Origin of the sequence: Thauera sp. WB-2 (assembly GCF_027594845.1) — a bacterium.
GTDB classification, from domain to species: domain Bacteria; phylum Pseudomonadota; class Gammaproteobacteria; order Burkholderiales; family Rhodocyclaceae; genus Thauera; species Thauera mechernichensis.
In genome coordinates, this window is sequence record NZ_CP088935.1 from 281333 (window position 1) to 302896 (window position 21564).

Consider the following 21564-nt stretch of genomic DNA (forward strand, 5'->3'; position numbering starts at 1 on the left):
CGCGGGATTTTGGGCGGTCGCCTGCGCGCGTTTGACGCAGGAGCTGTTACACCGATGCTTAAAGCCGTCATACTGCAGTTGCTAGCTACACTCCTCGCCGCGCTGATTTCTGCCGCGCTGTTCGGAGTTGCCGGGGCGATCTCGGCAGCAGCAGCGGGCCTGGCGTGTGTATTGCCGAGCTGGATGTTCGCCATGCGCCTTACGGCCATGACGCGCAAGACCGGGTCGGCGACGGTGGCTGCCTTCGTCGCAGGCGAATTCATCAAGGTCGCCTCGATAGTGGGATTGTTGGTGCTGGTGTGGGCCGTTTATCCTGACCTCCACTGGGGGGGCATGCTGATCGGGCTCGTTCTGGCGCTGAAAGCGAATTTATTTGCATTTTTGGTGAAGACCTGACCATGGCTGGAAACGCTCCCACCGCATCCGAGTATGTGACCCACCACCTCGGACACTTCAACAATTCCGGGCACCCCCAGGAAAACATCGTCGATTTCAGCATCATCAATATCGACTCGATGGTGTTTTCGATCGGACTCGGTTTGCTGACCATCTTCATCCTGTGGCTGGCCGCTCGCAAGGCGACCTCCGGCGTCCCCGGGCGCTTCCAGGGTTTCATCGAGCTCCTGGTCGAGATGGTCGCAGACCAGGCCAAGGGCATCATCCACAGCCCGGAGTCGCGCAAGTTCGTTGCCCCGCTCGCGCTCACCGTGTTCGTGTGGATCTTCCTGATGAACGCGATGGACCTCGTGCCGGTCGATCTCATCCCCATGCTCTGGACCGGCATCTATTCCGCCGCAGGCGGTGATCCTGCCCACGCTTACATGCGCGTCGTGGCCACCGCCGACCTGTCCGCCACTCTGGGCATGTCCTGCGGCGTGCTGCTGCTCTGCCTGTACTACAACGTGAAGATCAAGGGTCTTGGCGGCTGGGTGCATGAGCTCTTCACCGCGCCTTTCGGCAGCCACCCGGTGCTCTACCCGATCAACTTCGCGATGCAGATCATCGAGTTCCTCGCCAAGACCATCTCGCACGGCATGCGACTCTTCGGCAACCTGTACGCTGGCGAGCTGATCTTCATCCTGATCGCGCTGCTCGGCGGCACCGCCACCGTGTTCGGCTTCGTTGGTCACGTGATCGCGGGTTCCATCTGGGCGATCTTCCACATCCTGATCATCCTGCTCCAGGCCTTCATCTTCATGATGCTGACTCTGGTGTATGTCGGTCAGGCGCACGAGAGCCACTAAGTTTCGGTTTCATCTTCAACGCAGTACCTAGTTTTTAAACTCACCTTCCCCACTAAGGAGTCGTCATGGAAAACGTTCTGGGTTTTGTTGCTCTGGCTGCTGGTCTGATCATCGGTCTCGGTGCCATCGGTGCTTGTATCGGTATCGGCATCATGGGTTCCAAGTACCTCGAAGCCTCGGCGCGCCAGCCCGAGCTGATGAACGCCCTGCAGACCAAGATGTTCCTGCTGGCCGGCCTGATCGACGCCGCGTTCCTGATCGGTGTCGGTATCGCCATGATGTTCGCCTTCGCCAACCCGTTCCAGCTCTGATCGGTTCGAGTTCATCCTTTTTTGAACCAACCTGAGGGCCAAGAACCGTGAATTTGAACGCAACTCTGATAGCCCAGCTCGTTGTGTTCTTCATTCTGGCGTGGTTCACGATGAAATTCGTGTGGCCGCCCATCGTGAAGGCACTGGACGAGCGTGCGAAGAAGATCGCAGACGGGCTGGCAGCTGCGGACAAGGCCAAGGCCGATCTGGCACTCGCCGAGAAGAAGGTCGTCGAGGAACTGCGCAAGGCCCGCGAATCCGCGGGTGACGTGCGTACCTCTGCTGAAAAGCAGGCGAGCCAGCTGATCGACGAAGCCCGCGCCGAAGCCGGTCGCATCATTGCCGCAGCGCGTGAAGCTGCCGAAGCCGAAGCCGGCGTCGCAGCGCAACGTGCCAAGGAAGCTCTCCGCGACCAGGTCGCCCATCTGGCGGTTGCCGGTGCCGAGAAGATCCTGCGCCGCGAGATCAATGTCCAGGTGCACGCCGAACTGCTTGCCAACCTGAAACAGGAACTGCAATAAGTCATGGCCGAGAACGTCACCATCGCGCGCCCCTATGCCGATGCCGCCTTCGAGCTGGCTCGCGGGGCAGGTGCGCTGGGGCCTTGGTCGGAAGCGCTGGATCGGCTCGCCTCCGTGGCGGCCGATCCCGACATGCAGGCGTGCATCAAGAACCCCAACCTTTCTGCCGCACAGCTCGACAAGCTGATGCAGGAAGTCACGGGTGAACTGACCGCCGAACAGCAGAACTTCGTTCGTGTCCTCATCGACAACGAACGCCTGCTGGTGCTTCCGGAGATCCGTGACCTGTTCGTTGCACTCAAGAACGAACACGAAGGCGTCCTGGAGGCGGAGATCGCCTCTGCCTTCCCGCTCGACGATGCAGCGCTGGCTGCGTTGAAGGCGGACCTCGAAGCTCGCTTCAAGGCCGCGATCAACGTAACTGTCAGCCTGGACCCCGAACTCATCGGTGGGGTCCGCATTGCTGTCGGCGACGAAGTCATCGACGCCTCGGTCCGCGGCAAGCTCGCGAACATGGCCGCTGCGCTTAAGAACTAGGAGCATACATATATGCAACTCAACCCCTCTGAAATCAGTGATCTGATTAAGAGCCGGATCCAGAACCTGCAGCTCGCCGCCACGTCGCGTAACGAGGGCACGGTCGTCTCCGTGACCGACGGCATCTGCCGCGTCCACGGCCTGACCGACGTCATGCAGGGCGAAATGCTGGAATTCCCTGGCAACACCTTCGGCATGGCGCTCAACCTCGAGCGTGACTCCGTTGGCGCGGTGGTCCTCGGCGAATACGAGCACATCACCGAAGGCGACACCGTCAAGGCCACTGGCCGCATTCTCGAAGTGCCCGTCGGCCCCGAGCTGGTCGGTCGCGTCGTGAACGCCCTGGGTCAGCCGATCGACGGCAAGGGCCCGATCAACGCCAAGCTCACCGACAAGATCGAAAAGGTCGCGCCGGGCGTCATCGCCCGCCAGTCCGTTTCGCAGCCGGTGCAGACCGGCCTGAAGTCGGTTGACTCCATGGTGCCGATTGGCCGCGGCCAGCGCGAGCTGATCATCGGCGACCGTCAGACCGGTAAGACCGCGGTTGCGGTTGACGCGATCATCAACCAGAAGGGCCAGGACATGTACTGCGTGTACGTGGCCATCGGCCAGAAGGCTTCGACCGTCGCCAACGTCGTGCGCAAGCTGGAAGAGAACGGCGCGATGGAGTACACCATCGTCGTCGCCGCCACCGCGTCGGAATCGGCCGCCATGCAGTATCTGGCCGCCTACGCCGGCTGCACCATGGGCGAGTACTTCCGCGACCGCGGCATGGACGCGCTGATCGTTTATGACGATCTGACCAAGCAGGCCTGGGCTTACCGTCAGGTATCCCTGCTGCTGCGCCGTCCGCCGGGCCGTGAAGCCTACCCGGGCGACGTGTTCTACCTGCACTCCCGTCTGCTCGAGCGTGCCGCGCGCGTGAACGCCGACTACGTCGAGAAGTTCACCAACGGCGAAGTCAAGGGCAAGACCGGTTCGCTGACCGCCCTCCCGGTCATCGAGACCCAGGCCGGCGACGTGTCCGCGTTCGTTCCGACCAACGTGATCTCGATTACCGACGGCCAGATCTTCCTCGAGACCGACCTCTTCAACGCCGGTATCCGTCCCGCGATCAACGCCGGTATCTCGGTGTCCCGCGTCGGTGGTGCTGCGCAGACCAAGGTCGTCAAGAAGCTGTCCGGCGGTATCCGTACCGACCTCGCGCAGTACCGCGAGCTCGCCGCCTTCGCTCAGTTCGCTTCCGACCTGGACGATGCGACCCGCAAGCAGCTCGAGCGCGGCCGCCGCGTGACCGAACTGATGAAGCAGGCCCAGTACGCACCGATGTCGATCGCCGACATGGCCATCGTGCTTTACGCGGTCAACAACGGCTACTTCGACGATGTCGATGTCGCACGTGTGCTGCCGTTCGAAGCCGCGCTGCTGCAGTTCGTCAAGACCAAGCAGGCTGACCTGGTCTCCTCGATCCTGAGCAAGAAGGAACTGGACGCCGACGGCGAAAAGACCCTGGCTGCCGCGATCGCCGAGTTCAAGAAGAGCTGGGCCTAAGACTGGCGAGGGAGACGGAATATGGCTAGCGGTAAGGAAATCCGTACCAAGATCAAGAGCGTGCAAAACACGCGCAAGATCACCAAGGCCATGGAGATGGTGGCCGCGTCCAAGATGCGCAAGGCGCAGGACCGGATGCGCGCTGCCCGCCCCTTTGCCGAGAAGATCCGCCGACTCGCCGCGAACCTGTCCCAGGCCAATGTGACCGACTACAAGCACCCGTTCCTGGTCCGCAAGGACCAGGTGAGGCGGGTGGGGCTGATCCTGGTGACCACCGACAAGGGTTTGTGCGGTGGTCTCAACACCAACGTCCAGCGTATCGCGCTCAACGCGATGAAGGACTGGGAGTCCGCCGGCGTGACCGAGATCCGTGCCTGCTGCATCGGCAACAAGGGTCTGGGCTTCATGCAGCGCATGGGCGCCAAGGTGGTGTCGAACGTCACCCAGTTGGGTGACACGCCGCACCTGGAAAAGCTGATCGGTCCGGTCAAGGTCATGCTCGACGCGTTCCAGAACGACGAGCTCGACGCGGTCTACATCGCTTACACCCGCTTCGTGAACACCATGAAGCAGGAGCCGGTACTCGAGCAGGTTCTGCCGCTCACCGGCGAGAAGCTGGGCACGCCCGAGAGCTCCTGGGACTACCTCTACGAGCCGGATCCGCAGGTCGTCATCGACGAGCTGCTGGTGCGTTACGTCGAGGCGCTGGTCTATCAGGCCGTGGCCGAGAACATGGCATCCGAACAGAGCGCGCGCATGGTGGCAATGAAGGCCGCTTCCGACAATGCCAAGAACGTGATTGGCGAGCTTCAGCTGGTCTACAACAAGACCCGCCAGGCTGCGATCACCAAGGAGCTGTCGGAAATCGTCGGCGGCGCCGCCGCGGTGTAACGGATTATTGATTTAAGGATATGACGATGAGTCAAGGTACGATCGTTCAGTGCATCGGCGCCGTGGTGGACATTCAGTTCCCGCGCGATTCGATGCCCAAGGTGTATGACGCCCTGAAGCTCGAGGACGCTGCCGACTCCTTCGCCGAAGCTGGCCTGACCTTCGAGGTCCAGCAGCAGCTCGGTGATGGCGTGGTGCGTACCATCGCGCTGGGTTCCTCCGACGGCCTGCGCCGCGGCATGAAGGTTTCCAACACCGGCAAGCCGATCTCGGTGCCGGTTGGCCACGGCACGCTGGGCCGCATCATGGACGTGCTGGGTCGCCCGATCGACGAAGCCGGCCCGATCGAGACCGACGAGCTGCGCGCGATTCACCAGAAGGCGCCGAAGTTCGACGAGCTGTCGCCGTCGGTCGAGCTGCTCGAAACCGGCATCAAGGTTATCGACCTGATCTGCCCGTTCGCCAAGGGCGGCAAGGTGGGTCTGTTCGGTGGCGCCGGCGTCGGCAAGACCGTGAACATGATGGAGCTGATCAACAACATCGCGAAGCAGCACTCCGGTCTGTCGGTGTTCGCTGGCGTGGGTGAGCGTACCCGTGAGGGCAACGACTTCTACCACGAGATGAAGGACTCCAACGTTCTCGACAAGGTTGCGATGGTGTTCGGTCAGATGAACGAGCCCCCGGGCAACCGTCTGCGCGTGGCGCTGACCGGTCTGACCATGGCCGAGCGCTTCCGTGACGAAGGCCGCGACATCCTGTTCTTCGTGGATAACATCTACCGCTACACCCTGGCCGGTACCGAAGTGTCCGCGCTGCTGGGTCGTATGCCGTCCGCGGTGGGTTACCAGCCGACGCTGGCCGAAGAAATGGGCCGTCTGCAGGAGCGCATCACCTCGACCAAGGTTGGCTCGATCACCTCGATCCAGGCCGTGTATGTGCCGGCGGATGACTTGACCGACCCGTCGCCCGCTACCACCTTCCTGCACCTCGACTCCACCGTCGTGCTGTCGCGTGACATCGCCGCGCTGGGTATCTACCCGGCCGTTGATCCGCTCGACTCCACCTCGCGCCAGCTCGATCCGCTGGTCGTGGGCGAAGAGCACTACGGTGTGGCCCGCCAGGTTCAGCAGACCCTGCAGAAGTACAAGGAACTGCGCGACATCATCGCGATTCTGGGCATGGACGAACTGTCGCCGGAAGACAAGCTCTCCGTGGCTCGTGCGCGTAAGATCCAGCGCTTCCTGTCGCAGCCCTTCCACGTTGCGGAAGTGTTTACCGGCTCGCCGGGCAAGTACGTCTCGCTGAAGGACACGATCAAGGGCTTCAAGATGATCGTCAGCGGCGAGCTGGACAGCCTGCCGGAACAGGCTTTCTACATGGTCGGCAACATCGACGAGGCCATCGAGAAGGCCAAGAAGCTCCAGTAACGAGGCTGCCCGCGCGCCACGTGTGTGGTGCGCGGGACATCAAGGGGAAACACTATGGCTATGACGGTTCACGTCGACATCGTCAGCGCGGAAGAGCAGATCTTCTCCGGGCTGGCGGAATTCGTCGCGCTGCCTGGCGAGACGGGTGAACTCGGCATCCTGCCTGGTCACATGCCGCTCATGACCCGGATCAAGCCGGGCGCCGTGCGTGTGCGTGCCCAGAACGCAACCGAAGACGAACTGGTTTTCGTTGCGGGTGGCCTGCTGGAAGTTCAACCGGGTCTGGTGACGGTGCTTGCCGACACCGCGATCCGCGGCAAGGATCTCGACGAAGCGAAGGCGCTCGAAGCCAAGCGCAAGGCCGAGGAAGCCATGGCCAACCAGACCGCGCGTCTGGACTATGCCAAGGCCCAGGCCGAACTGATGGAAGCGGTGGCGCAACTTGCCGCCATCCAGCGTCTGCGCAAGCGCGGGCACTGAGCGGGCTTGCCTTGTACCTTGGTACAAGGCGCCGGACAACAAAAAAGCAGCTCTGCGGAGCTGCTTTTTTGCTTTCTGCGCCATGAGCGCCGCGCAGGCGCAAAGGCTGTTCAACGCCGACGGCGGCTTTCGAGGCGCTGCAACCGCTTGTCCAGCCTGGCCAGATCGTCGCGCAGTGCGATGAGCGCCTGCGCATGTTCTGGCAGGGCATGACGCGATACCAGCAGTGGCGCCTCTTCGGTGAGGTACTCGGCCAGCGTACCGCCCGCGCGCTGTGCAGAGCGCCGGCCTTGATCCATCAGCTGCTTGCCGCCTTCGACCAGGCGGTGGGCGGCAATGTCGCCGAACAGGCGTGCCAGGTCTTCCTCGGCGTCCCAACGTAAATGACGGAAAACGAAGCCGAGCGCTTCGGCAAACTCGGCGTTGCCCTCGATGCGCACGTGGCGCATGGCGGTTTCCAGCCCGTCTACCAGTAGGCGTGGAAGCTCGCCAACCAAAAGGTGAAGGCTGACATCCGGCGCCTGGGCGGCGCTCCATTCGGCCAGGTAGCCGTCCGCTGCAATACAGAAATCGATGTCGCCCAGAGGTTGCACCGACAGGCGTGCAGTCTGTCCCGCGTGGGCCTGCAGGCGCGCACGCGCCCATCCTGCCTGCGAGAGAAGGTGGTTGGTGGCGGTCAGGAAGACGCTTGACAGCATGGGAAGCCCCAAAAGCAAAGGAGGCACGCCAAGGTGCCTCCAGTCACGGGTGTGAGATCAGTTGCCGATCACTGCGTCTGCTGGACGCCAGCAATCAGCCAGCCACCTTCGCCGCTGATCGGCTTGGTGAGGTGCCAGATCTCGTCGAACGCCACAGGTGCGGCGTCAGCCTCTTCGCGCAGCAAGCCGGTGAAGCGCACGCTCACGATGTAGCGGTTGTCGGCCTCCTCCACATCGATGACCTCGGCGTTGAGCTCGACGACGTCGGTGCGCTGTTCGGCGCCGCGGCGCTCGTTGAGTTGCATGCACAACTCGGCGAACACCTCGGGCGTGGTGAATTCGCGCAGGTCGTCCAGGTTGCCGGCGTCGTTCGCTGCCTGCAGGCGGATGAAGTTCAGCTTGGCCTGACGGGCGAAGCCGTCGGCGTCGAAGCCGGAGGCGACGGCCTTTTCGAGGCCGCTGGCTGCGACTGCTCCAGCTTCACCGCTGCCGCCGAACGGCTGCTGGGCCTGGAAGGCGGTGGTGCCGGCCGGGCTCGCCGCAGCGCCGGCGGAGGCGCCTGCGTACTGCATGCGGTTGGGCTGCGTACCGGCAGCCGCACCACGGCGGAAGATCATGCGGAAGATGAAGAAGGCGGCAGCAGCCAGCAGCAGGATCATGAAGAAGTTGGCAAAGCCTTCGCCCAGGCCCAGGTGCGAGAACAGGGCGGCCAGGCCGAGACCGGCGGCGAGGCCGGCGATCGGGCCCATCCAAGAGCGGCTCTGCGCGGCCGGTGCAGCGGCCCCCTGGCGCGGTGCCTGTTGCGTGGCAGCGGGTTGGCGCGGCTGGGCCGGCGGCGTGGCCTGGCGCTGCATGCCGAAGCTGCTGCCGCCGCCGAGGCGCTTGGCTTCGGCCTCAGGGATCACGAAGGCAAACGAGGCGATCGCGAGGACGAGGGTCATGAAGAAGGATTTCATTGGTACGTGGTCTCCGGTTTCAAAGCTTGTATCCGCGGTGCAGCGCAACGACGCCTGCACTGAGGTTGAAGTAGTCGACTCGGGAGAGCCCGGCTTGTTCCATCATCGACTTCAATTCTTCCTGGCCAGGATGCATGCGGATCGATTCGGCCAGGTAGCGGTAGCTGTCGGCGTCGTTCGCCACCTTTTGCCCCATCCAGGGCAGCAGCTTGAAGGAGTACAGGTCATAGAACGGTGACAGCGGCTTCCACACCCGCGAGAACTCGAGTACCAGCAGGCGGCCGCCCGGACGCAGCACGCGGCGCATCTCGGCGAGCGCGACGTCCTTGTGCGTCATGTTGCGCAGGCCGAAGGCGACGGTGACGCAGTCGAACCAGTCGTCGGGGAAGGGAAGCTTTTCGGCGTTGCACTGCGCCACGGGCATTGCGAATCCGTGGTCGACGAGACGGTCGCGGCCACGCGAGAGCATCGCGTGATTGATGTCCGTGAGCCAGACCTGGCCCTTGCGGCCGACCTTGCGCGAAAACGCCAGCGAGAGGTCTGCGGTGCCGCCGGCAACGTCGAGTACGCGGTCGCCTTCGCGCACGCCCGACACCTGAATGGCGAAGTGCTTCCAGACGCGGTGCAGTCCGAGCGACATCAGGTCGTTCATGATGTCGTACTTCTGGGCAACCGAGGAGAACACCTCGGCGACCTTCTTTTCCTTCTGTTCCTCGGCGACGGTTTCGAAGCCGAAGTGCGTGGTCTTGTCGCTCATGCCGTTCTCAGTGGTGATGGCCGCAGCCGCCCGCCTTGGGAGCAGCTGCCGGTACCAGGGCGGGGTCGCGCGTGCCGCCTTGTTGCTCGAGGCGCTCGAGGTAGGCCGCCCACAGGGCCTCCTGCTCGCGTCCGAGGCCGTAGAGGTAGTCCCAGGAGTACAGGCCGCTGTCGTGGCCGTCCGAAAATACCGGCTTGATCGCGTAGTTTCCGACCGGCGAGATGTCGACGATATCGATGTCGCGCTTGCCCTGCTGCAGCGTCTCCTGGCCCGGTCCGTGGCCGCGGACCTCGGCAGAAGGGGAATAGACGCGCAGGAACTCGAAGGGCAGCTGGAAGCGGCTGCCGTCGTCGAAGGCGATCTCGAGCGTCCTGGACTTGCGGTGTACCGTGATGTCGGTGGGAGTCGGCGTGTTCTGGTCGAGTCCGGCCATGGCTTGAATCCCGATTATGGGGTCACAATCATACCCGAATCGGAGGCTGCTCGTTCCGGGGTTGGCTTGCGTGAGGGGCGCGGGATCGTGGGTGCGGGTATTGCATTGCGATGACGTGTCATGAAAGCGTCAAAGAGCTGCAATACACTGCCGCTGCTGCTAACAGGGAGTTCAGGCATGCCAGCGAACATATTGCTTGTGGAAGACGAACCGGCGATTCAGGAGCTCATCGCGGCAAACCTGAGCCGTGCGGGGCACCATGTGGTGCGCGCCGCGGATGCGGAGACGGCGCATCGTATCGTGCGCGAGGCCTTGCCGGATCTCGTGCTGCTCGACTGGATGCTACCGGGCGCTTCAGGGATCGAGTTTGCCCGCCGCCTGCGTGCCGAGGAGCGCACCCGCGACATTCCGATCATCATGCTCACCGCGCGTGGCGAGGAGCAGGACAAGGTGACCGGCCTCGAGACCGGTGCTGATGACTACATCACCAAGCCCTTCAGTCCGCGCGAACTCGTCGCCCGCATCAAGGCGGTGCTGCGCAGGCGCGCACCGCAGGCGACCGAGGATGCGGTGGAGCTTGGCGGCTTGCGCCTGGACCCGGCCACGCACCGCGTCAGTGCGGGTGAAACCGCACTCTCACTCGGCCCGACCGAGTTCCGCCTGCTGCATTTCCTGATGACGCATCCCGAGCGTGTCCACTCCCGTGCCCAGCTGCTCGACCAGGTCTGGGGCGACCATGTTTTCGTCGAGGAGCGCACGGTGGATGTCCACATCCGGCGCCTGCGTTGCGCACTCGAGCCGACTGCCCACGACGCCTTGATCCAGACCGTGCGCGGAAGCGGCTACCGCTTCTCGGTGCATGCGCCGCTGGCATCGAACGCGTCATAATCGTGCCTTCGCTCTCGCGTGGGAATGGCGTGATCCATCGATCGACTCGAAACATCGGGGTGGCCGCGGTGGCGCCATTTGTCGCCGTGCTCGTACTGACGATGCTCGCTGCGGCTTTGCGCGGCAGCGATGCCGCGCTGGCGCTGCTCATGATCGGTTTCGTGGCTGCGGCGATGCTGCTCGCGCGCAACCTGCGCCTCCTCGTCGAGTGGGCGCGCCAGCCGGTCGGTACGCCACCGCCACAGGGCGAAGGGCTGTGGGGGACGGTATTCGCCGAGATCGGCGAGCGCCTGCAGCGCGAATGCGACGTCAAGGAGAAGCTGTCGGCCGAACTGGCCCGCTTCCAGCACGCCGCGCAGGCCATGCCCGATGGGGTGCTGTATCTCGATGAGGACGATGCCATCGAGTGGATGAACCCGATGGCCGAGCAGCATTTCGGGCTCGATCGTCGCAAGGATCTGCGCAGCCCGCTGCCCAACCTGGTCCGCCAGCCCGAGTTCGCAGCCTATCTTGCGTCCAGGGATTATTCCGAGCCTCTCGTGCTGCATGCCCTGCGGCGACGGGATGGGACTCTCCAGGTACTGGTCATTCCGTTCGCGGGCAAGCAGCGCATGGTGCTGTCGCGCGATGTATCGCAGCTCGAGCGCCTCGAGAACGTACGCCGCGACTTCGTGGCCAACGTCTCGCACGAGATGCGCACGCCCCTGACCGTGGTGGGGGGCTTCCTCGAGACGCTGATCGATGGGCTCGACGATTTTTCACGCGAAGACGTCATCCACTTCCTGACCTTGGCCAGCGAGCAATCCACGCGCATGCAGCGTCTCATCGAGGAGCTGCTCACCCTGTCCGCACTCGAGACCGGTGCGCCGGCCCAGATCGACGACGAGCCGGTCGATGCGGTGGGCCTGGTGCGTGAGGTGGCGGCCGAGGCTGAACTGCTGTCGGCCGGGCGCCACACGCTGAGTCTGGTGGTCGAAGGCGAGGCAGCCCTGCTTGGCAGCCGCAAGGAGCTTCACAGTGCGTTCTCCAACCTGGCAAGCAACGCGGTACGCTACACCCCGGCCGGAGGACATATAGAGATCGGCTGGCGCGCCGGGCTGGAGTGCGGTGAGTACTGGGTTCGTGACGACGGAATCGGTATCGATCCGGCTCATATCCCGCGCCTGACCGAACGCTTCTATCGCGTCGATCGCGGGCGTTCGCGGGAGACGGGCGGAACCGGGCTCGGACTGGCGATCGTCAAGCACATCGTGACCCGGCACCAGGGCGAGCTCGTCATCGAAAGCGAACTCGGCAAGGGCAGCCGCTTCGCGATGCGTTTTCCTGCGCCGCGACTCAGGATGCAGCGCCCGTAACGTCGGTGAAGCTGCACTGGTCGAAGTTGGGGCCGCGCAGCAGCAGCTTGTCGAGTTCGATCATGCGGGTGGCTGCGCCATCGCGCAGTTCGACCACGCGCGCCTTGCGGAACCACTGTGCGGGCAGTACCACCGACTCAGCGGCCTTGAGTGCAGGCGTGGCCGGCAGCAGAAAAGCCTGGTGGTAGGGGTCCCTGCTCGCGGCCGATGAAGGTCGTGCGGCGACTACGCGCGGCATGCCCGCCAGCACGTTGATGCCGAGTTCCAGCGCGCCGTCGTCGCGGAACATCATCCAGCAGATGTCTGCAAGCAGGAAAGCCTGTCCGTCGGGCGGCCGGATGGCGACGAGCTGATGATGTTCCAGGCGGGCCTGGTCGCCGTCACGCAGCAGCTGGAGTCTGAAGCCGCCGACGGACTGGTCGAGGAGGGTCCACGATGCCGCCTCCAGGCCAAGCAGGGCGGCCTGCTCGCGGCGGCGCCGGGCCAGCTTTTCCGGGGTGTCGATCTCGGGAACGAGTTCGCCGAAGGTCAGCAGCGAAATGTCGTCGCGCAGTGCCCCGATGTGGCGTCCACCATTCGGCTGCTGGAAGACTTCGCCCTGGATGAGGTAGCCCATGGCCAGCCAGTCGCCGGACAGCGCCACCTCGCCCGTCTTGTTGCGGCGCGGGAAGCGCCGCCCTGCGCTGGCCAGCCCCCACGGCCGGTAGAGCGACAGCAGCAGCCGGCCGGCGTCGGCCGTCGAGCAGTCCTTGCCGAGGCCGAGTGATGCGGGTTTGGCGCCATGGCGGAACTGCGCCATCACGGCCTGAATCTGTGTCGCCAGTGTCGAGCCGTCGAAGCGGAGCAGGGTTGCGGTGCGCGAAAGCAGGCCGAGCGGGCGCAGGCCCAGGTCGGAGTCGAGCTCCACACCGTAGGTTGTCGATCTGGCTTCGTCGATGTGCTCATCGAGCGTGCAGTAGGGGGCAAAGCGCTGCGCCCAGCGCAGCACCCACCTGAGCTCCCGTTCACTGCGGCCATAGGGATTTGCCAGGTCGACGAGGAGGATCGCGACGTAGGTTTCGCGCGGACTCTGGGCGTGCCAGGTCTCGTTGAGCGGCTCGGCAACGCGGATCTCGGCGAGCCCCGCATGCAGTGCCGCGCCATAGGCCTCGTGCACGGTGTGCCACATGCCGGGCTCGAGCGCGCGGTGCGCCCTGAAGTACTCGAACAGGGCAAGGCCGGCGTAGAAGATCCGGCGTTCCGCGAGGAGTGGGCGCTGGTCCTCCAGGGTGCCCTCGTCGGCGTCCCGTTCGGCGATGTGCGCATACGACCGCGCCACGTCCTGCCACAGCGCAACCACCTCGTGCAGGGTGCGGTTCTCGTCACCGTCCGGCGGCAGCGGGCGGGCCGCATAGCGCCCCCCCAGCTCGGTCTGGACGAAGTCGAGCGCTTCGCGCGCAGCCTCCAGAACCTCGAGGTGCTGGTTGGGGGCGGGCTTGCCCTCGAGCAGGCCGCGAATGATCAGGCCGAGCGTTTCATGCGTCGCGTGGACGTCGACTGTGCGCAGATTCCGCAACTGCTCCAGGCAGAAGGAGGGCTGGGTGTAGTCCATGAGGTCGGATTCGATATGCACGGCTGGGTAGTCAGTGGGACCGCGGGCCCAGCGCCGCCTCGATCGCACGCGCCAGTGCGACCGCCTCGGCGCCCGCATGTGCGATGCCTTCGCGCTGGGGAGCGCCCCAGATGGACTCGGGGTAATGGCGGTCGTCCCGGTAGCGCGGTATGACGTGCCAGTGAAGGTGCGGCACCATGTTGCCGAAGCTCGCGAGGTTGATCTTGTCCGGGTGCAGGAGCCCGCGCAGCGCACTCTCGGTCGCCATCACGATGTCGAGCAGGTGCTGGCGGTCGGCGGGCATGAGGTCGGTCATCTCGGCCACATGCTCACGCCACACCACGCGGCAAAAACCGGGGTGGGCTGCGTCATCGACACGGATGACCCGGCAGCGATCGTCTTCCCAGACGACTTGCTCCGGGGGCAGGGAGCACAGAGGACAGTCCATGCGCGTCTTCGATCCTGGAATTTGGAGTCACGGACCTACACTTTAACCCGTCGCCATGATTATGGACGAGGAACTGTTACGCGTTATGGGAGCTGTCGCCTGCCGCCGTGCGCGGATAGTCCTGAGCGACCGTCGCGCCCGGGCCGAGTTCGACCGGATGGCCGTTCTGGAACGCGATCAGCGTGCCGGCGGGAATGTCGTTCCACGCCTCGTTGTCGGTGAGTGCAGTGGTGGCGATGACGGCGACGCGGTCCTCGGGCGTGGTCACCTCGTTGAAGTCGACCGTGAGGTCCTCGTCGGACAGATGTGCAAGCGGGAATGGCGCCTGGCGCACGATGTAGCACAGGCGCGACGAGCAATGCACGAACAGCCAGTCGCCGTCCGAGAGCAGGAAGTTGAACTCGCCGAGGCGACCGATCTCGCAAGCCAGCTCGCGCAGCGCCGCGAACAGCGCCTCGGGTGTCGGTGCGCCGTCGCCGAAGCGCTGGGCCAGCGTGTCCATGATGAAGCAGAAGGCGAGTTCCGAATCGGTCGTGCCGACGGGGGTAAAGCGTCCGGACAGCGACGGGGCGAAGTCCTTCAGGTTGCCATTGTGGGCAAAGATCCAGTAGCGGCCCCACAGCTCGCGCTGGAAGGGATGGGTGTTCTCCAGCCGCACCTCGCCCTGCGTCGCCTTGCGGATGTGGGCGATGACGTTCAGTGAGCGGATCGGGTAGCGCTTGACCAACTCCGCCACCGGCGAGTGTGCGCTGGGGGCGGGGTCGAGGAAGACGCGTACCCCACGCCCTTCGAAGAAGGCGATGCCCCAGCCGTCGCGGTGGTGGTCGGTGAGGCCACCGCGCGCGCGAAAGCCCGAAAACGAAAAGCAGATGTCGGTCGGCACGTTGCAGTTCATGCCCAGCAACTGGCACATCGTCTAACCCTCCGTTCTCGTCAGCCTTCGACGTCAGCCGCCGAGCTTCTTCCTGAGCAGCTCATTGACCTGCGCCGGGCTGGCCTTGCCCTTGCTGGCCTTCATGACCTGGCCCACGAGCGCGTTGAAGGCCTTGTCCTTGCCCGCGCGGAACTCATCCACGGATTTCTGGTTGGCGGCGAGAACCTCGTCGATCATCGCTTCGATCGCGCCGCTGTCGGTGACCTGCCTGAGGCCCTGCTTGTCGATGACTTCGTCAGCCGTAGCGCCCTCGCCGTTCCACAGCGCCTCGAACACCTTCTTGCCGATGGCGTTGGAGATGGTGTTGTCGGCAATGCGTGCGACCAGCCCGGCCAGCTGCGCGGGCGACACCGGTGAGTCGGTGATGTCGAGCTCGGCCTTGTTGAGGCGGGCGGCGAGGTCGCCCATCACCCAGTTGGCGCAGAGCTTGGGCAACTGAGCGGCCAGCGCCGTGCCTGCGGCCGACACCGTGGCCTGGTAGAAGTCGGCGACTTCCTTGGACGCGGTGAGCGTGGTGGCATCGTAGGCGGACAGACCCCAGTCGTCCATGAAGCGCGCCTTCATCGCCACCGGCAATTCGGGCATCGCAGCCTGCACGCGCGCTTTCCAGTCCGGGGAGATCATCAGCGGCAGCAGGTCGGGGTCGGGGAAGTAGCGGTAGTCGTGGGCGTCTTCCTTGCTGCGCATCATGCGCGTCTCGCCCGTGTCGGGGTCGAACAGGACCGTGGCCTGCTGGATGCGGCCGCCGTCCTCCAGGGTGTCGATCTGCCACTGAACTTCAAAGTCGATGGCCTGTTGCAGAAAGCGGAAGGAATTGAGGTTCTTGATCTCACGCCGGGTGCCGAATTCGGTCGCGCCCTTCTTGCGCACCGACACGTTGGCGTCGCAGCGGAACGAGCCCTCCTGCATGTTGCCATCGCAGATGTCGATCCAGCGTACCAGCGCGTGCAGCGCGCGGGCGTAGGCCACGGCTTCGGCAGCGGAGCGCATGTCGGGCTCGGAGACGATCTCGAGCAGCGGCGTGCCGGCGCGGTTGAGGTCGATACCGGTCATGCCGTGGAAGTCCTCGTGAAGGCTCTTGCCGGCGTCTTCCTCAAGGTGGGCACGGGTCAGGCGCACCGTCTTCTCGTAGGCCGCCTCGCCCTCGCCGACGCGGATGGTGATCTCGCCGCCAACCACCACAGGCAGGTCCATCTGGCTGATCTGGTAGCCCTTGGGGAGGTCGGGGTAGAAGTAGTTCTTGCGCGCGAACACGCTCTTCTCGGCCACTTCGGCGCCGATCGCGAGGCCAAAGCGGATCGCGCGCTCGACCGCGCCGCGGTTGAGCACCGGCAGCACGCCGGGCAGGGCGATGTCCACCGCGCTCGCCTGGCGGTTGGCTTCGGCGCCGAAGGCGGTGCTGGCGCCGGAGAAGATCTTGCTGGCGGTGTTGAGCTGGGCGTGGACTTCCAGCCCGATGACGACTTCCCAATCGGATCGGCTCATGGTGTGTTCTCGTGTTGCGTGCGGCCCGCCACCGGGGGTCAGTGGCACTGGCCGTTGGACCGATCGACGATGATCGGCCACAGGTAATCGAAGGCGCCGCGGGTGCAGCGTGCGGCGCAGTTGGCAAAGCCCACGGTGACGGCATTGCCCTGCTCGAAGATGTCCACCGTGCAGCCGTCGTCTGCCTGCAGGCGCACACTCGGCTTTTCGCGCGTCTGCACGAACGGGCCATGGAAGCTGCAGCGGCCGCGCTGCGGGATATCGACCACGGCGCTGAACGTTTCCACCCGCGATTGCGCCACGGCCAGCGTGATGCGCGTCGCGTAGCCGGCCTCGTCACGGAAGCTGCAGTCGGTGCGCACCTCGAGCGGGCGCCAGGGCATCGGTCGCAGGCGTGCTCCGGCCGAGCTCGGGCTGGCGAGCACCTCGTCACTCACGGCGTCGGCAGGCGGCGTACCAGGCTGGGCGCATGCGCCCAGCAGCATCGCTGCTGCCAGCGCTGCGATCCGGCTTGCAGGCTGCCGCCGCTGCATACCCGCTCCGAGGCTCAGGCAGTGCCCGCCGGCCGGCGGGCATGCCAGTCGGTGGCCTGCTGGAAGCGGTGCGCAGCTTGCAGCAGGCGCGCCTCGGCGAAGTAGTCGCCGATCAGTTGCAGGCCCACCGGCAGGCCATCGGCGCCAAAGCCGGCCGGGTGAGACAGCCCGGGCAGGCCGGCGAGGTTGACTGCGATGGTGTAGATGTCCGACAGATACATCTGCACCGGGTCGTCGGACTTCTCGCCCAGGGCCCAGGCGGTGGTCGGCGTGGTCGGGCCGGCGATCACGTCGCAGTGCTGCAGTGCAGCCTGGAAGTCCTGTGCGATCAGGCGGCGCAGGCGTTGTGCCTGCAGGTAGTAGGCGTCGTAGTAGCCGTGCGAGAGCACGTAGGTGCCGACCAGGATGCGGCGCTTGACCTCGGCGCCGAAGCCCTCCGCACGGCTCTTGCTGTACATGTCTGCGAGGTCGCCGTAGTCTGCGGCGCGGTGGCCGTAGCGCACGCCGTCGAAGCGGGACAGGTTGCTCGAGCACTCGGCAGGTGCGATCACGTAATAGGCGGGGATCGCCAGCTTCGCGTTCGGCAGCGACACTTCGACCGTTGTCGCGCCGAGCGCGCGGTACTGGTCGAGCGCCGTCTCGATGGCGGCGCGCACGTCGTCGGCCATGCCCTCGGCGAAGAACTCGCGCGGCAGGCCGATGCGCAGGCCCTCCAGCGGCTTTGCCGCCGCGGGGGCGGCAAGTGCAGCGGCGTAGTCCTCGGTCGGGCGCTCCAGGCTGGTGGAGTCGCGCTCGTCGAAGCCCGTCATCGCCGACAGCAGCAGCGCGCAGTCCTCGGCGCTGGCGCCGAAGGCCCCGGCCTGGTCGAGCGAGGAGGCGTAGGCGATCATGCCGTAGCGGCTCACCAGGCCGTAGCTGGGCTTGATGCCGGTGATGCCGCAGAAGGCGGCCGGCTGGCGCACCGAGCCGCCGGTATCGGTGCCGGTGGCGACCGGCACCAGGCGCGCGGCCACGGCAGCGGCGGAGCCGCCCGAAGAGCCGCCGGGCACGCGCGCCGTGTTCCAGGGGTTCTTCACTGCGCCGAAGGCCGAGTTCTCGTTGGACGAGCCCATCGCGAATTCGTCCATGTTGGCCTTGCCCAGGCACACGGCGCCGGCGGCCTTGAGCAGGCTGACGACGTGGGCGTCGTAAGGGCTGACGAAATTGCCGAGCATCTTCGAGCCGCAGGTGGTCAGCACGCCTTCGGTGCAGAACACGTCCTTGTGCGCGAGCGGGATGCCGGTGAGGGCGCCGGCCGTACCGGCAGCGATGCGTTCGTCGGCGGCACGGGCCGCGGCGAGCGCACCGTCGCGGTCGACGGTGATGAAGGCATTGAGGCCCGGGTTGTGAGCGTCGATGCGGTCGAGGAACAGGCTTGCAAGCTCGACGGCGGAGAGCTGCCGCGTATCGAGTGCGCGGCGCAGTTCCGGAAGGGAGGCGTTGATCATGGTCTGGGCGGGCAGGTGGATGCCGCGGTGGCGGCCAACGACGGGGGCAGGACCGCGGGGCGGGTCATTCGATGACTTTCGGCACCAGATAGAGGCCGGCTTCGGTCTGCGGTGCGACCTTCTGGAAGGCGTCGCGGCGGTCTGGCTCGGTGACGAGGTCGGGGCGCAGGCGGGTGGCGAGCTCCTGCGGATGGCTCATTGGCTCGACCCCTTTGGTGTCGACCGCCTGCATCTGCTCGATGAGCTCGAAGATCCCGTTCAGCTTGGCACGGGTGGCGTCCAGTTCGGCGTCGGAGAGCGCGATGCGCGCGAGGCGGGCGATGTGCCCGACTTGATCATTGGACAGCGACATGAGGTAACAAAACCTGCTGAATCCACAAAGGTTTGTAGGTTATCATAATCATCTTTGCCCCGCCTGGGGCTGCACTGCATTGCAGCACGGGCGGGGTTTCGTGTTGCTGCGGGATTCAGGCGATGCGGCACGCGGCTCGACCACTCCACCGGTTTCGGAACCATTCATGTTCGGTTTTCTCCGCTCCTACTTCTCCAACGATCTCGCGATCGATCTCGGCACCGCCAACACCCTGATCTACGTGCGCGGCAAGGGCATCGTCCTCGACGAACCCTCGGTGGTGGCGATCCGCACCGAGGGCGGGCCCAACGCCAAGCGCTCCATCCAGGCGGTCGGTCACCAGGCCAAGCTCATGCTCGGCAAGACGCCCGGCAACATCACTGCCATCCGGCCGATGAAGGACGGCGTGATCGCCGATTTCGTCGTCACCGAGCAGATGATCAAGCAGTTCATCAAGAAGGTGCACGACTCGCGCCTGCTGTCGCCCAGTCCGCGCATCATCATCTGCGTGCCCTGCGGTTCGACCCAGGTCGAGCGCCGCGCGATCCGCGACGCGGCCCTGGCGGCCGGCGCCTCGCAGGTATTCCTGATCGAGGAGCCCATGGCGGCGGCGATCGGCGCCGGCCTGCCGGTGTCGGACGCCACCGGCTCGATGGTGGTCGACATCGGCGGCGGCACCACCGAGGTCGGCGTGATCTCGCTCGGCGGCATGGTCTATGCAGGCAGCGTGCGTGTCGGTGGCGACAAGTTCGACGAAGCCATCGTCAATTACATCCGCCGCAACTACGGCATGCTCATCGGCGAGACCACCGCCGAGAACATCAAGAAGGAAATCGGCTCCGCCTTCCCCGGTTCCGAGGTGCGCGAGATGGAGGTCAAGGGCCGCAACCTGGCCGAGGGCATTCCGCGCAGCTTCACCATCTCGTCCAACGAGATCCTCGAGGCGCTCACCGAGCCGATGAACCAGATCGTGTCCGCGGTCAAGATCGGCCTCGAGCAGACCCCGCCCGAACTCGGTGCCGACATCGCCGAGCGCGGCATGATGCTCACCGGCGGCGGCGCCCTGGTGCGCGACCTCGACCGCCTGCTGATGGAAGAGACCGGCCTGCCGGTGGTCGTGGCCGAGGAGCCGCTGACCTGCGTCGCCCGCGGCTGCGGCATGGCGCTCGACAAGATGGACCAGCTCGCTTCCATCTTCACCTCCGAGTGATGCCCCGCCCCGGCCTGCGCGCCGGGGCCCGGCTTCGCGCCTCAACCTGACGGCCCTGGTTTCTAGCGGATGTCTTTCGTCGGCCATCAGCCTCCTCCGATCTTCAAGCGCGGCCTGGCCCCCCTGGCGCGCCTGTTCATGTTCGTCGCCTTGTGCCTGGTGCTGCTGGTGGCCGACCTGCGCTTCCGCTACCTCGAGGTGGTGCGCAACGGCCTGTCGGTGATCACCTATCCGCTGCAGATGGCGGCTTCCACGCCGGCCGACGTGGTGCGCAATGCCGCGCGCTACTTCGGCACCCTGATCGACGTCCAGCTCGAGAACGCAGAGCTGCGCCGCCACCAGCTCGACGTCGGTGAGCGCCTGTTGCGCTTCGACCATCTCGAGCGCGAGAACGCCGAGCTGCGCGGCCTGCTCGAGATGTCGCAGCGCATCGCCGTACGCAGCGTCGCCGCCGACATCCTCTACAACGCGCCCGACCCCTTCGCACGCAAGGTCATCCTCGATCGCGGCGCGCAGCAGGGCGTGGAGCCGGGGCTGGCGGTGGTCGATGCCCAGGGCGTCATCGGGCAGGTCACGCGTGTGCATCCGATCCAGTCCGAGGTGACGCTGCTCACCGACCGTCGCCAGTCGATTCCGGTGAGCGTGGTGCGCAACGGCGTGCGCGGCGTGCTCTACGGCACCGGTCGCGGCAGCCTGGAGATGCGTCATGTGCTGGCCGACGTCGATATTCAGCCCGGCGACCAGCTGGTGACGTCCGGCCTGGACGGCGTCTATGTGCCGGGCCTGCCGGTGGCGAAGGTGCTCAGCGTCAATCGCGAGGCCGATGCCTTTGCCCGCATCGACTGCGAACCGCTCGCCGCCATCGAGCGCAGTGTGCAGGTGCTGGTGGTGGGGCGTGCGGCGTATCCGCCTCCGCCCCCGGCCTCCGAGCCCGAAGGGAGGCGCTGAGCCATGCAGCCGACCAACCGCTCCAGCCGCATCCTGCTGCCGGTCAAGCTCTGGTTCGTTTACCTGAGCCTGTTCGCGGCACTGGGCCTCGAATACATCCCGACTGGCCGCACCCCCGGCCTGCCCGACTGGGTGGCGCTGGTGCTCGCCTTCTGGTGTGTGCGCGAGCCGCTGCGCATCGGCATGGGCGTGGGCTTCGTGTTTGGCCTGCTGGTCGATGTCGGCCTGGGCGCGGCCATGGGCCAGCATGCGCTGGCCTACGTGGTGCTCGCCTACCTTGCCAACACCCTGGCGCGCCGCGTGCTGTGGTTCCCGTCGTGGCAGCAGGCGCTGCATGTGCTGCCCCTGCTGCTGCTGGCGCAGCTCCTGATGATGGCGGTACGCCTGCTGGCGGGAGGGGAGTTCCCCGGCTGGTCCTATTTCCTGTCGAGCTTCAGCAGTGCGCTGCTGTGGGCGCCGCTGTCCTTCCTGCTGCTGCTGCCGCAATACCAGCCGGTGGAGCGCGATGACAATCGCCCCATCTGAGG

Annotated in this window: 25 protein-coding genes; 14 read left to right on the forward strand and 11 right to left on the reverse strand. The window is 65.4% G+C overall.

The window, feature by feature from the left end; all coding sequences use genetic code 11:
* Positions 1-54: 54 nt before the first annotated feature.
* The 9 genes from LQF09_RS01135 to LQF09_RS01175 all read left to right on the forward strand — a co-directional run bounded on the left by LQF09_RS01135 (position 55) and on the right by LQF09_RS01175 (position 6962).
* Positions 55-396 (forward strand): ATP synthase subunit I, encoded by a 342-nt coding sequence (locus LQF09_RS01135; protein WP_002937654.1) that lies wholly within the window; start codon positions 55-57, stop codon positions 394-396.
* A gap of 2 nt (positions 397-398) precedes the next feature.
* Positions 399-1244, forward strand: a complete 846-nt coding sequence (gene atpB, locus LQF09_RS01140; protein WP_002925446.1) for a F0F1 ATP synthase subunit A — start codon at positions 399-401, stop codon at positions 1242-1244.
* A 65-nt stretch (positions 1245-1309) separates the two neighbouring features.
* The gene (atpE, locus tag LQF09_RS01145; RefSeq protein WP_002925444.1) at positions 1310-1555 is read left to right on the forward strand and encodes a F0F1 ATP synthase subunit C; all 246 of its coding nucleotides are present in this window, start codon (positions 1310-1312) and stop codon (positions 1553-1555) included.
* 47 nt (positions 1556-1602) lie between these two features.
* Positions 1603-2076: a F0F1 ATP synthase subunit B gene (locus tag LQF09_RS01150; RefSeq protein WP_037982477.1), complete on the forward strand. Its 474-nt coding sequence runs from the start codon at positions 1603-1605 to the stop codon at positions 2074-2076.
* Positions 2077-2079: 3 nt separating this feature from the next.
* Entirely contained in the window at positions 2080-2613 is a 534-nt protein-coding gene (locus LQF09_RS01155) for a F0F1 ATP synthase subunit delta (RefSeq protein WP_002925436.1), read from the forward strand.
* 12 nt (positions 2614-2625) lie between these two features.
* Positions 2626-4164 carry a F0F1 ATP synthase subunit alpha gene (gene atpA, locus LQF09_RS01160; protein ID WP_002925435.1) on the forward strand — a complete coding sequence of 513 codons (1539 nt, stop codon included), beginning with the start codon at positions 2626-2628 and terminating at the stop codon, positions 4162-4164.
* A 21-nt stretch (positions 4165-4185) separates the two neighbouring features.
* Positions 4186-5055, forward strand: coding sequence for a F0F1 ATP synthase subunit gamma (gene atpG / locus LQF09_RS01165; protein ID WP_002925433.1), 870 nt, complete (start codon positions 4186-4188; stop codon positions 5053-5055).
* 26 nt (positions 5056-5081) lie between these two features.
* Complete coding sequence (gene atpD / locus LQF09_RS01170; RefSeq protein ID WP_002925431.1) at positions 5082-6482, forward strand: F0F1 ATP synthase subunit beta; 1401 nt, start codon at positions 5082-5084, stop codon at positions 6480-6482.
* A 54-nt stretch (positions 6483-6536) separates the two neighbouring features.
* On the forward strand, positions 6537-6962 hold the full coding sequence (locus LQF09_RS01175; protein ID WP_002925429.1) for a F0F1 ATP synthase subunit epsilon: 426 nt from the start codon (positions 6537-6539) through the stop codon (positions 6960-6962).
* Between the two features lie 110 nt (positions 6963-7072).
* Here the strand turns inward: LQF09_RS01175 and LQF09_RS01180 are convergent, their stop codons facing one another.
* From LQF09_RS01180 to LQF09_RS01195, 4 genes are all read right to left on the reverse strand, one after another.
* On the reverse strand, positions 7073-7660 hold the full coding sequence (locus LQF09_RS01180; protein ID WP_002925427.1) for a ubiquinone biosynthesis accessory factor UbiJ: 588 nt from the start codon (positions 7658-7660) through the stop codon (positions 7073-7075).
* Positions 7661-7728: 68 nt separating this feature from the next.
* The gene (locus LQF09_RS01185) at positions 7729-8616 is read right to left on the reverse strand and encodes a Tim44 domain-containing protein (protein ID WP_002925425.1); all 888 of its coding nucleotides are present in this window, start codon (positions 8614-8616) and stop codon (positions 7729-7731) included.
* Positions 8617-8635: 19 nt separating this feature from the next.
* Positions 8636-9373: a bifunctional demethylmenaquinone methyltransferase/2-methoxy-6-polyprenyl-1,4-benzoquinol methylase UbiE gene (gene ubiE, locus LQF09_RS01190; RefSeq protein WP_002925423.1), complete on the reverse strand. Its 738-nt coding sequence runs from the start codon at positions 9371-9373 to the stop codon at positions 8636-8638.
* A 7-nt stretch (positions 9374-9380) separates the two neighbouring features.
* The gene (locus LQF09_RS01195; RefSeq protein ID WP_002925422.1) at positions 9381-9806 is read right to left on the reverse strand and encodes a gamma-butyrobetaine hydroxylase-like domain-containing protein; all 426 of its coding nucleotides are present in this window, start codon (positions 9804-9806) and stop codon (positions 9381-9383) included.
* Positions 9807-9983: 177 nt separating this feature from the next.
* Here LQF09_RS01195 and phoB point away from each other — a divergent pair, with 177 nt between their 5' ends.
* Together phoB and phoR are read left to right on the forward strand one after the other, a co-directional pair.
* On the forward strand, positions 9984-10694 hold the full coding sequence (gene phoB, locus LQF09_RS01200; protein ID WP_002925421.1) for a phosphate regulon transcriptional regulator PhoB: 711 nt from the start codon (positions 9984-9986) through the stop codon (positions 10692-10694).
* Between the two features lie 101 nt (positions 10695-10795).
* Entirely contained in the window at positions 10796-12049 is a 1254-nt protein-coding gene (gene phoR / locus LQF09_RS01205; RefSeq protein ID WP_232431557.1) for a phosphate regulon sensor histidine kinase PhoR, read from the forward strand.
* On the opposite strand, the gene LQF09_RS01210 is transcribed toward phoR, so the two are convergent.
* From LQF09_RS01210 to gatC, 7 genes are all read right to left on the reverse strand, one after another.
* Positions 12030-13640, reverse strand: coding sequence for a hypothetical protein (locus LQF09_RS01210; RefSeq protein WP_270069907.1), 1611 nt, complete (start codon positions 13638-13640; stop codon positions 12030-12032). The genes phoR and LQF09_RS01210 overlap by 20 nt on opposite strands.
* A gap of 31 nt (positions 13641-13671) precedes the next feature.
* Complete coding sequence (locus LQF09_RS01215; RefSeq protein ID WP_002925418.1) at positions 13672-14088, reverse strand: HIT family protein; 417 nt, start codon at positions 14086-14088, stop codon at positions 13672-13674.
* A 76-nt stretch (positions 14089-14164) separates the two neighbouring features.
* The gene (locus LQF09_RS01220; protein ID WP_270068949.1) at positions 14165-15001 is read right to left on the reverse strand and encodes a class II glutamine amidotransferase; all 837 of its coding nucleotides are present in this window, start codon (positions 14999-15001) and stop codon (positions 14165-14167) included.
* Between the two features lie 33 nt (positions 15002-15034).
* A complete protein-coding gene (gene gatB, locus LQF09_RS01225) occupies positions 15035-16507 on the reverse strand; it encodes an Asp-tRNA(Asn)/Glu-tRNA(Gln) amidotransferase subunit GatB (protein WP_270068950.1) in 1473 nt (490 codons plus the stop codon).
* 38 nt (positions 16508-16545) lie between these two features.
* Entirely contained in the window at positions 16546-17040 is a 495-nt protein-coding gene (locus tag LQF09_RS01230) for a hypothetical protein (protein ID WP_002937666.1), read from the reverse strand.
* Positions 17041-17054: 14 nt separating this feature from the next.
* Positions 17055-18527 (reverse strand): Asp-tRNA(Asn)/Glu-tRNA(Gln) amidotransferase subunit GatA, encoded by a 1473-nt coding sequence (gene gatA, locus LQF09_RS01235; protein ID WP_002925410.1) that lies wholly within the window; start codon positions 18525-18527, stop codon positions 17055-17057.
* 64 nt (positions 18528-18591) lie between these two features.
* Entirely contained in the window at positions 18592-18879 is a 288-nt protein-coding gene (gene gatC / locus LQF09_RS01240) for an Asp-tRNA(Asn)/Glu-tRNA(Gln) amidotransferase subunit GatC (RefSeq protein WP_002925403.1), read from the reverse strand.
* A 166-nt stretch (positions 18880-19045) separates the two neighbouring features.
* Here gatC and LQF09_RS01245 point away from each other — a divergent pair, with 166 nt between their 5' ends.
* From LQF09_RS01245 to mreD, 3 genes are all read left to right on the forward strand, one after another.
* A complete protein-coding gene (locus tag LQF09_RS01245) occupies positions 19046-20089 on the forward strand; it encodes a rod shape-determining protein (protein ID WP_002925399.1) in 1044 nt (347 codons plus the stop codon).
* Between the two features lie 69 nt (positions 20090-20158).
* Complete coding sequence (gene mreC / locus LQF09_RS01250; RefSeq protein ID WP_002925397.1) at positions 20159-21037, forward strand: rod shape-determining protein MreC; 879 nt, start codon at positions 20159-20161, stop codon at positions 21035-21037.
* A 3-nt stretch (positions 21038-21040) separates the two neighbouring features.
* The gene (gene mreD / locus LQF09_RS01255; RefSeq protein WP_002925394.1) at positions 21041-21562 is read left to right on the forward strand and encodes a rod shape-determining protein MreD; all 522 of its coding nucleotides are present in this window, start codon (positions 21041-21043) and stop codon (positions 21560-21562) included.
* Positions 21563-21564: the final 2 nt, after the last annotated feature.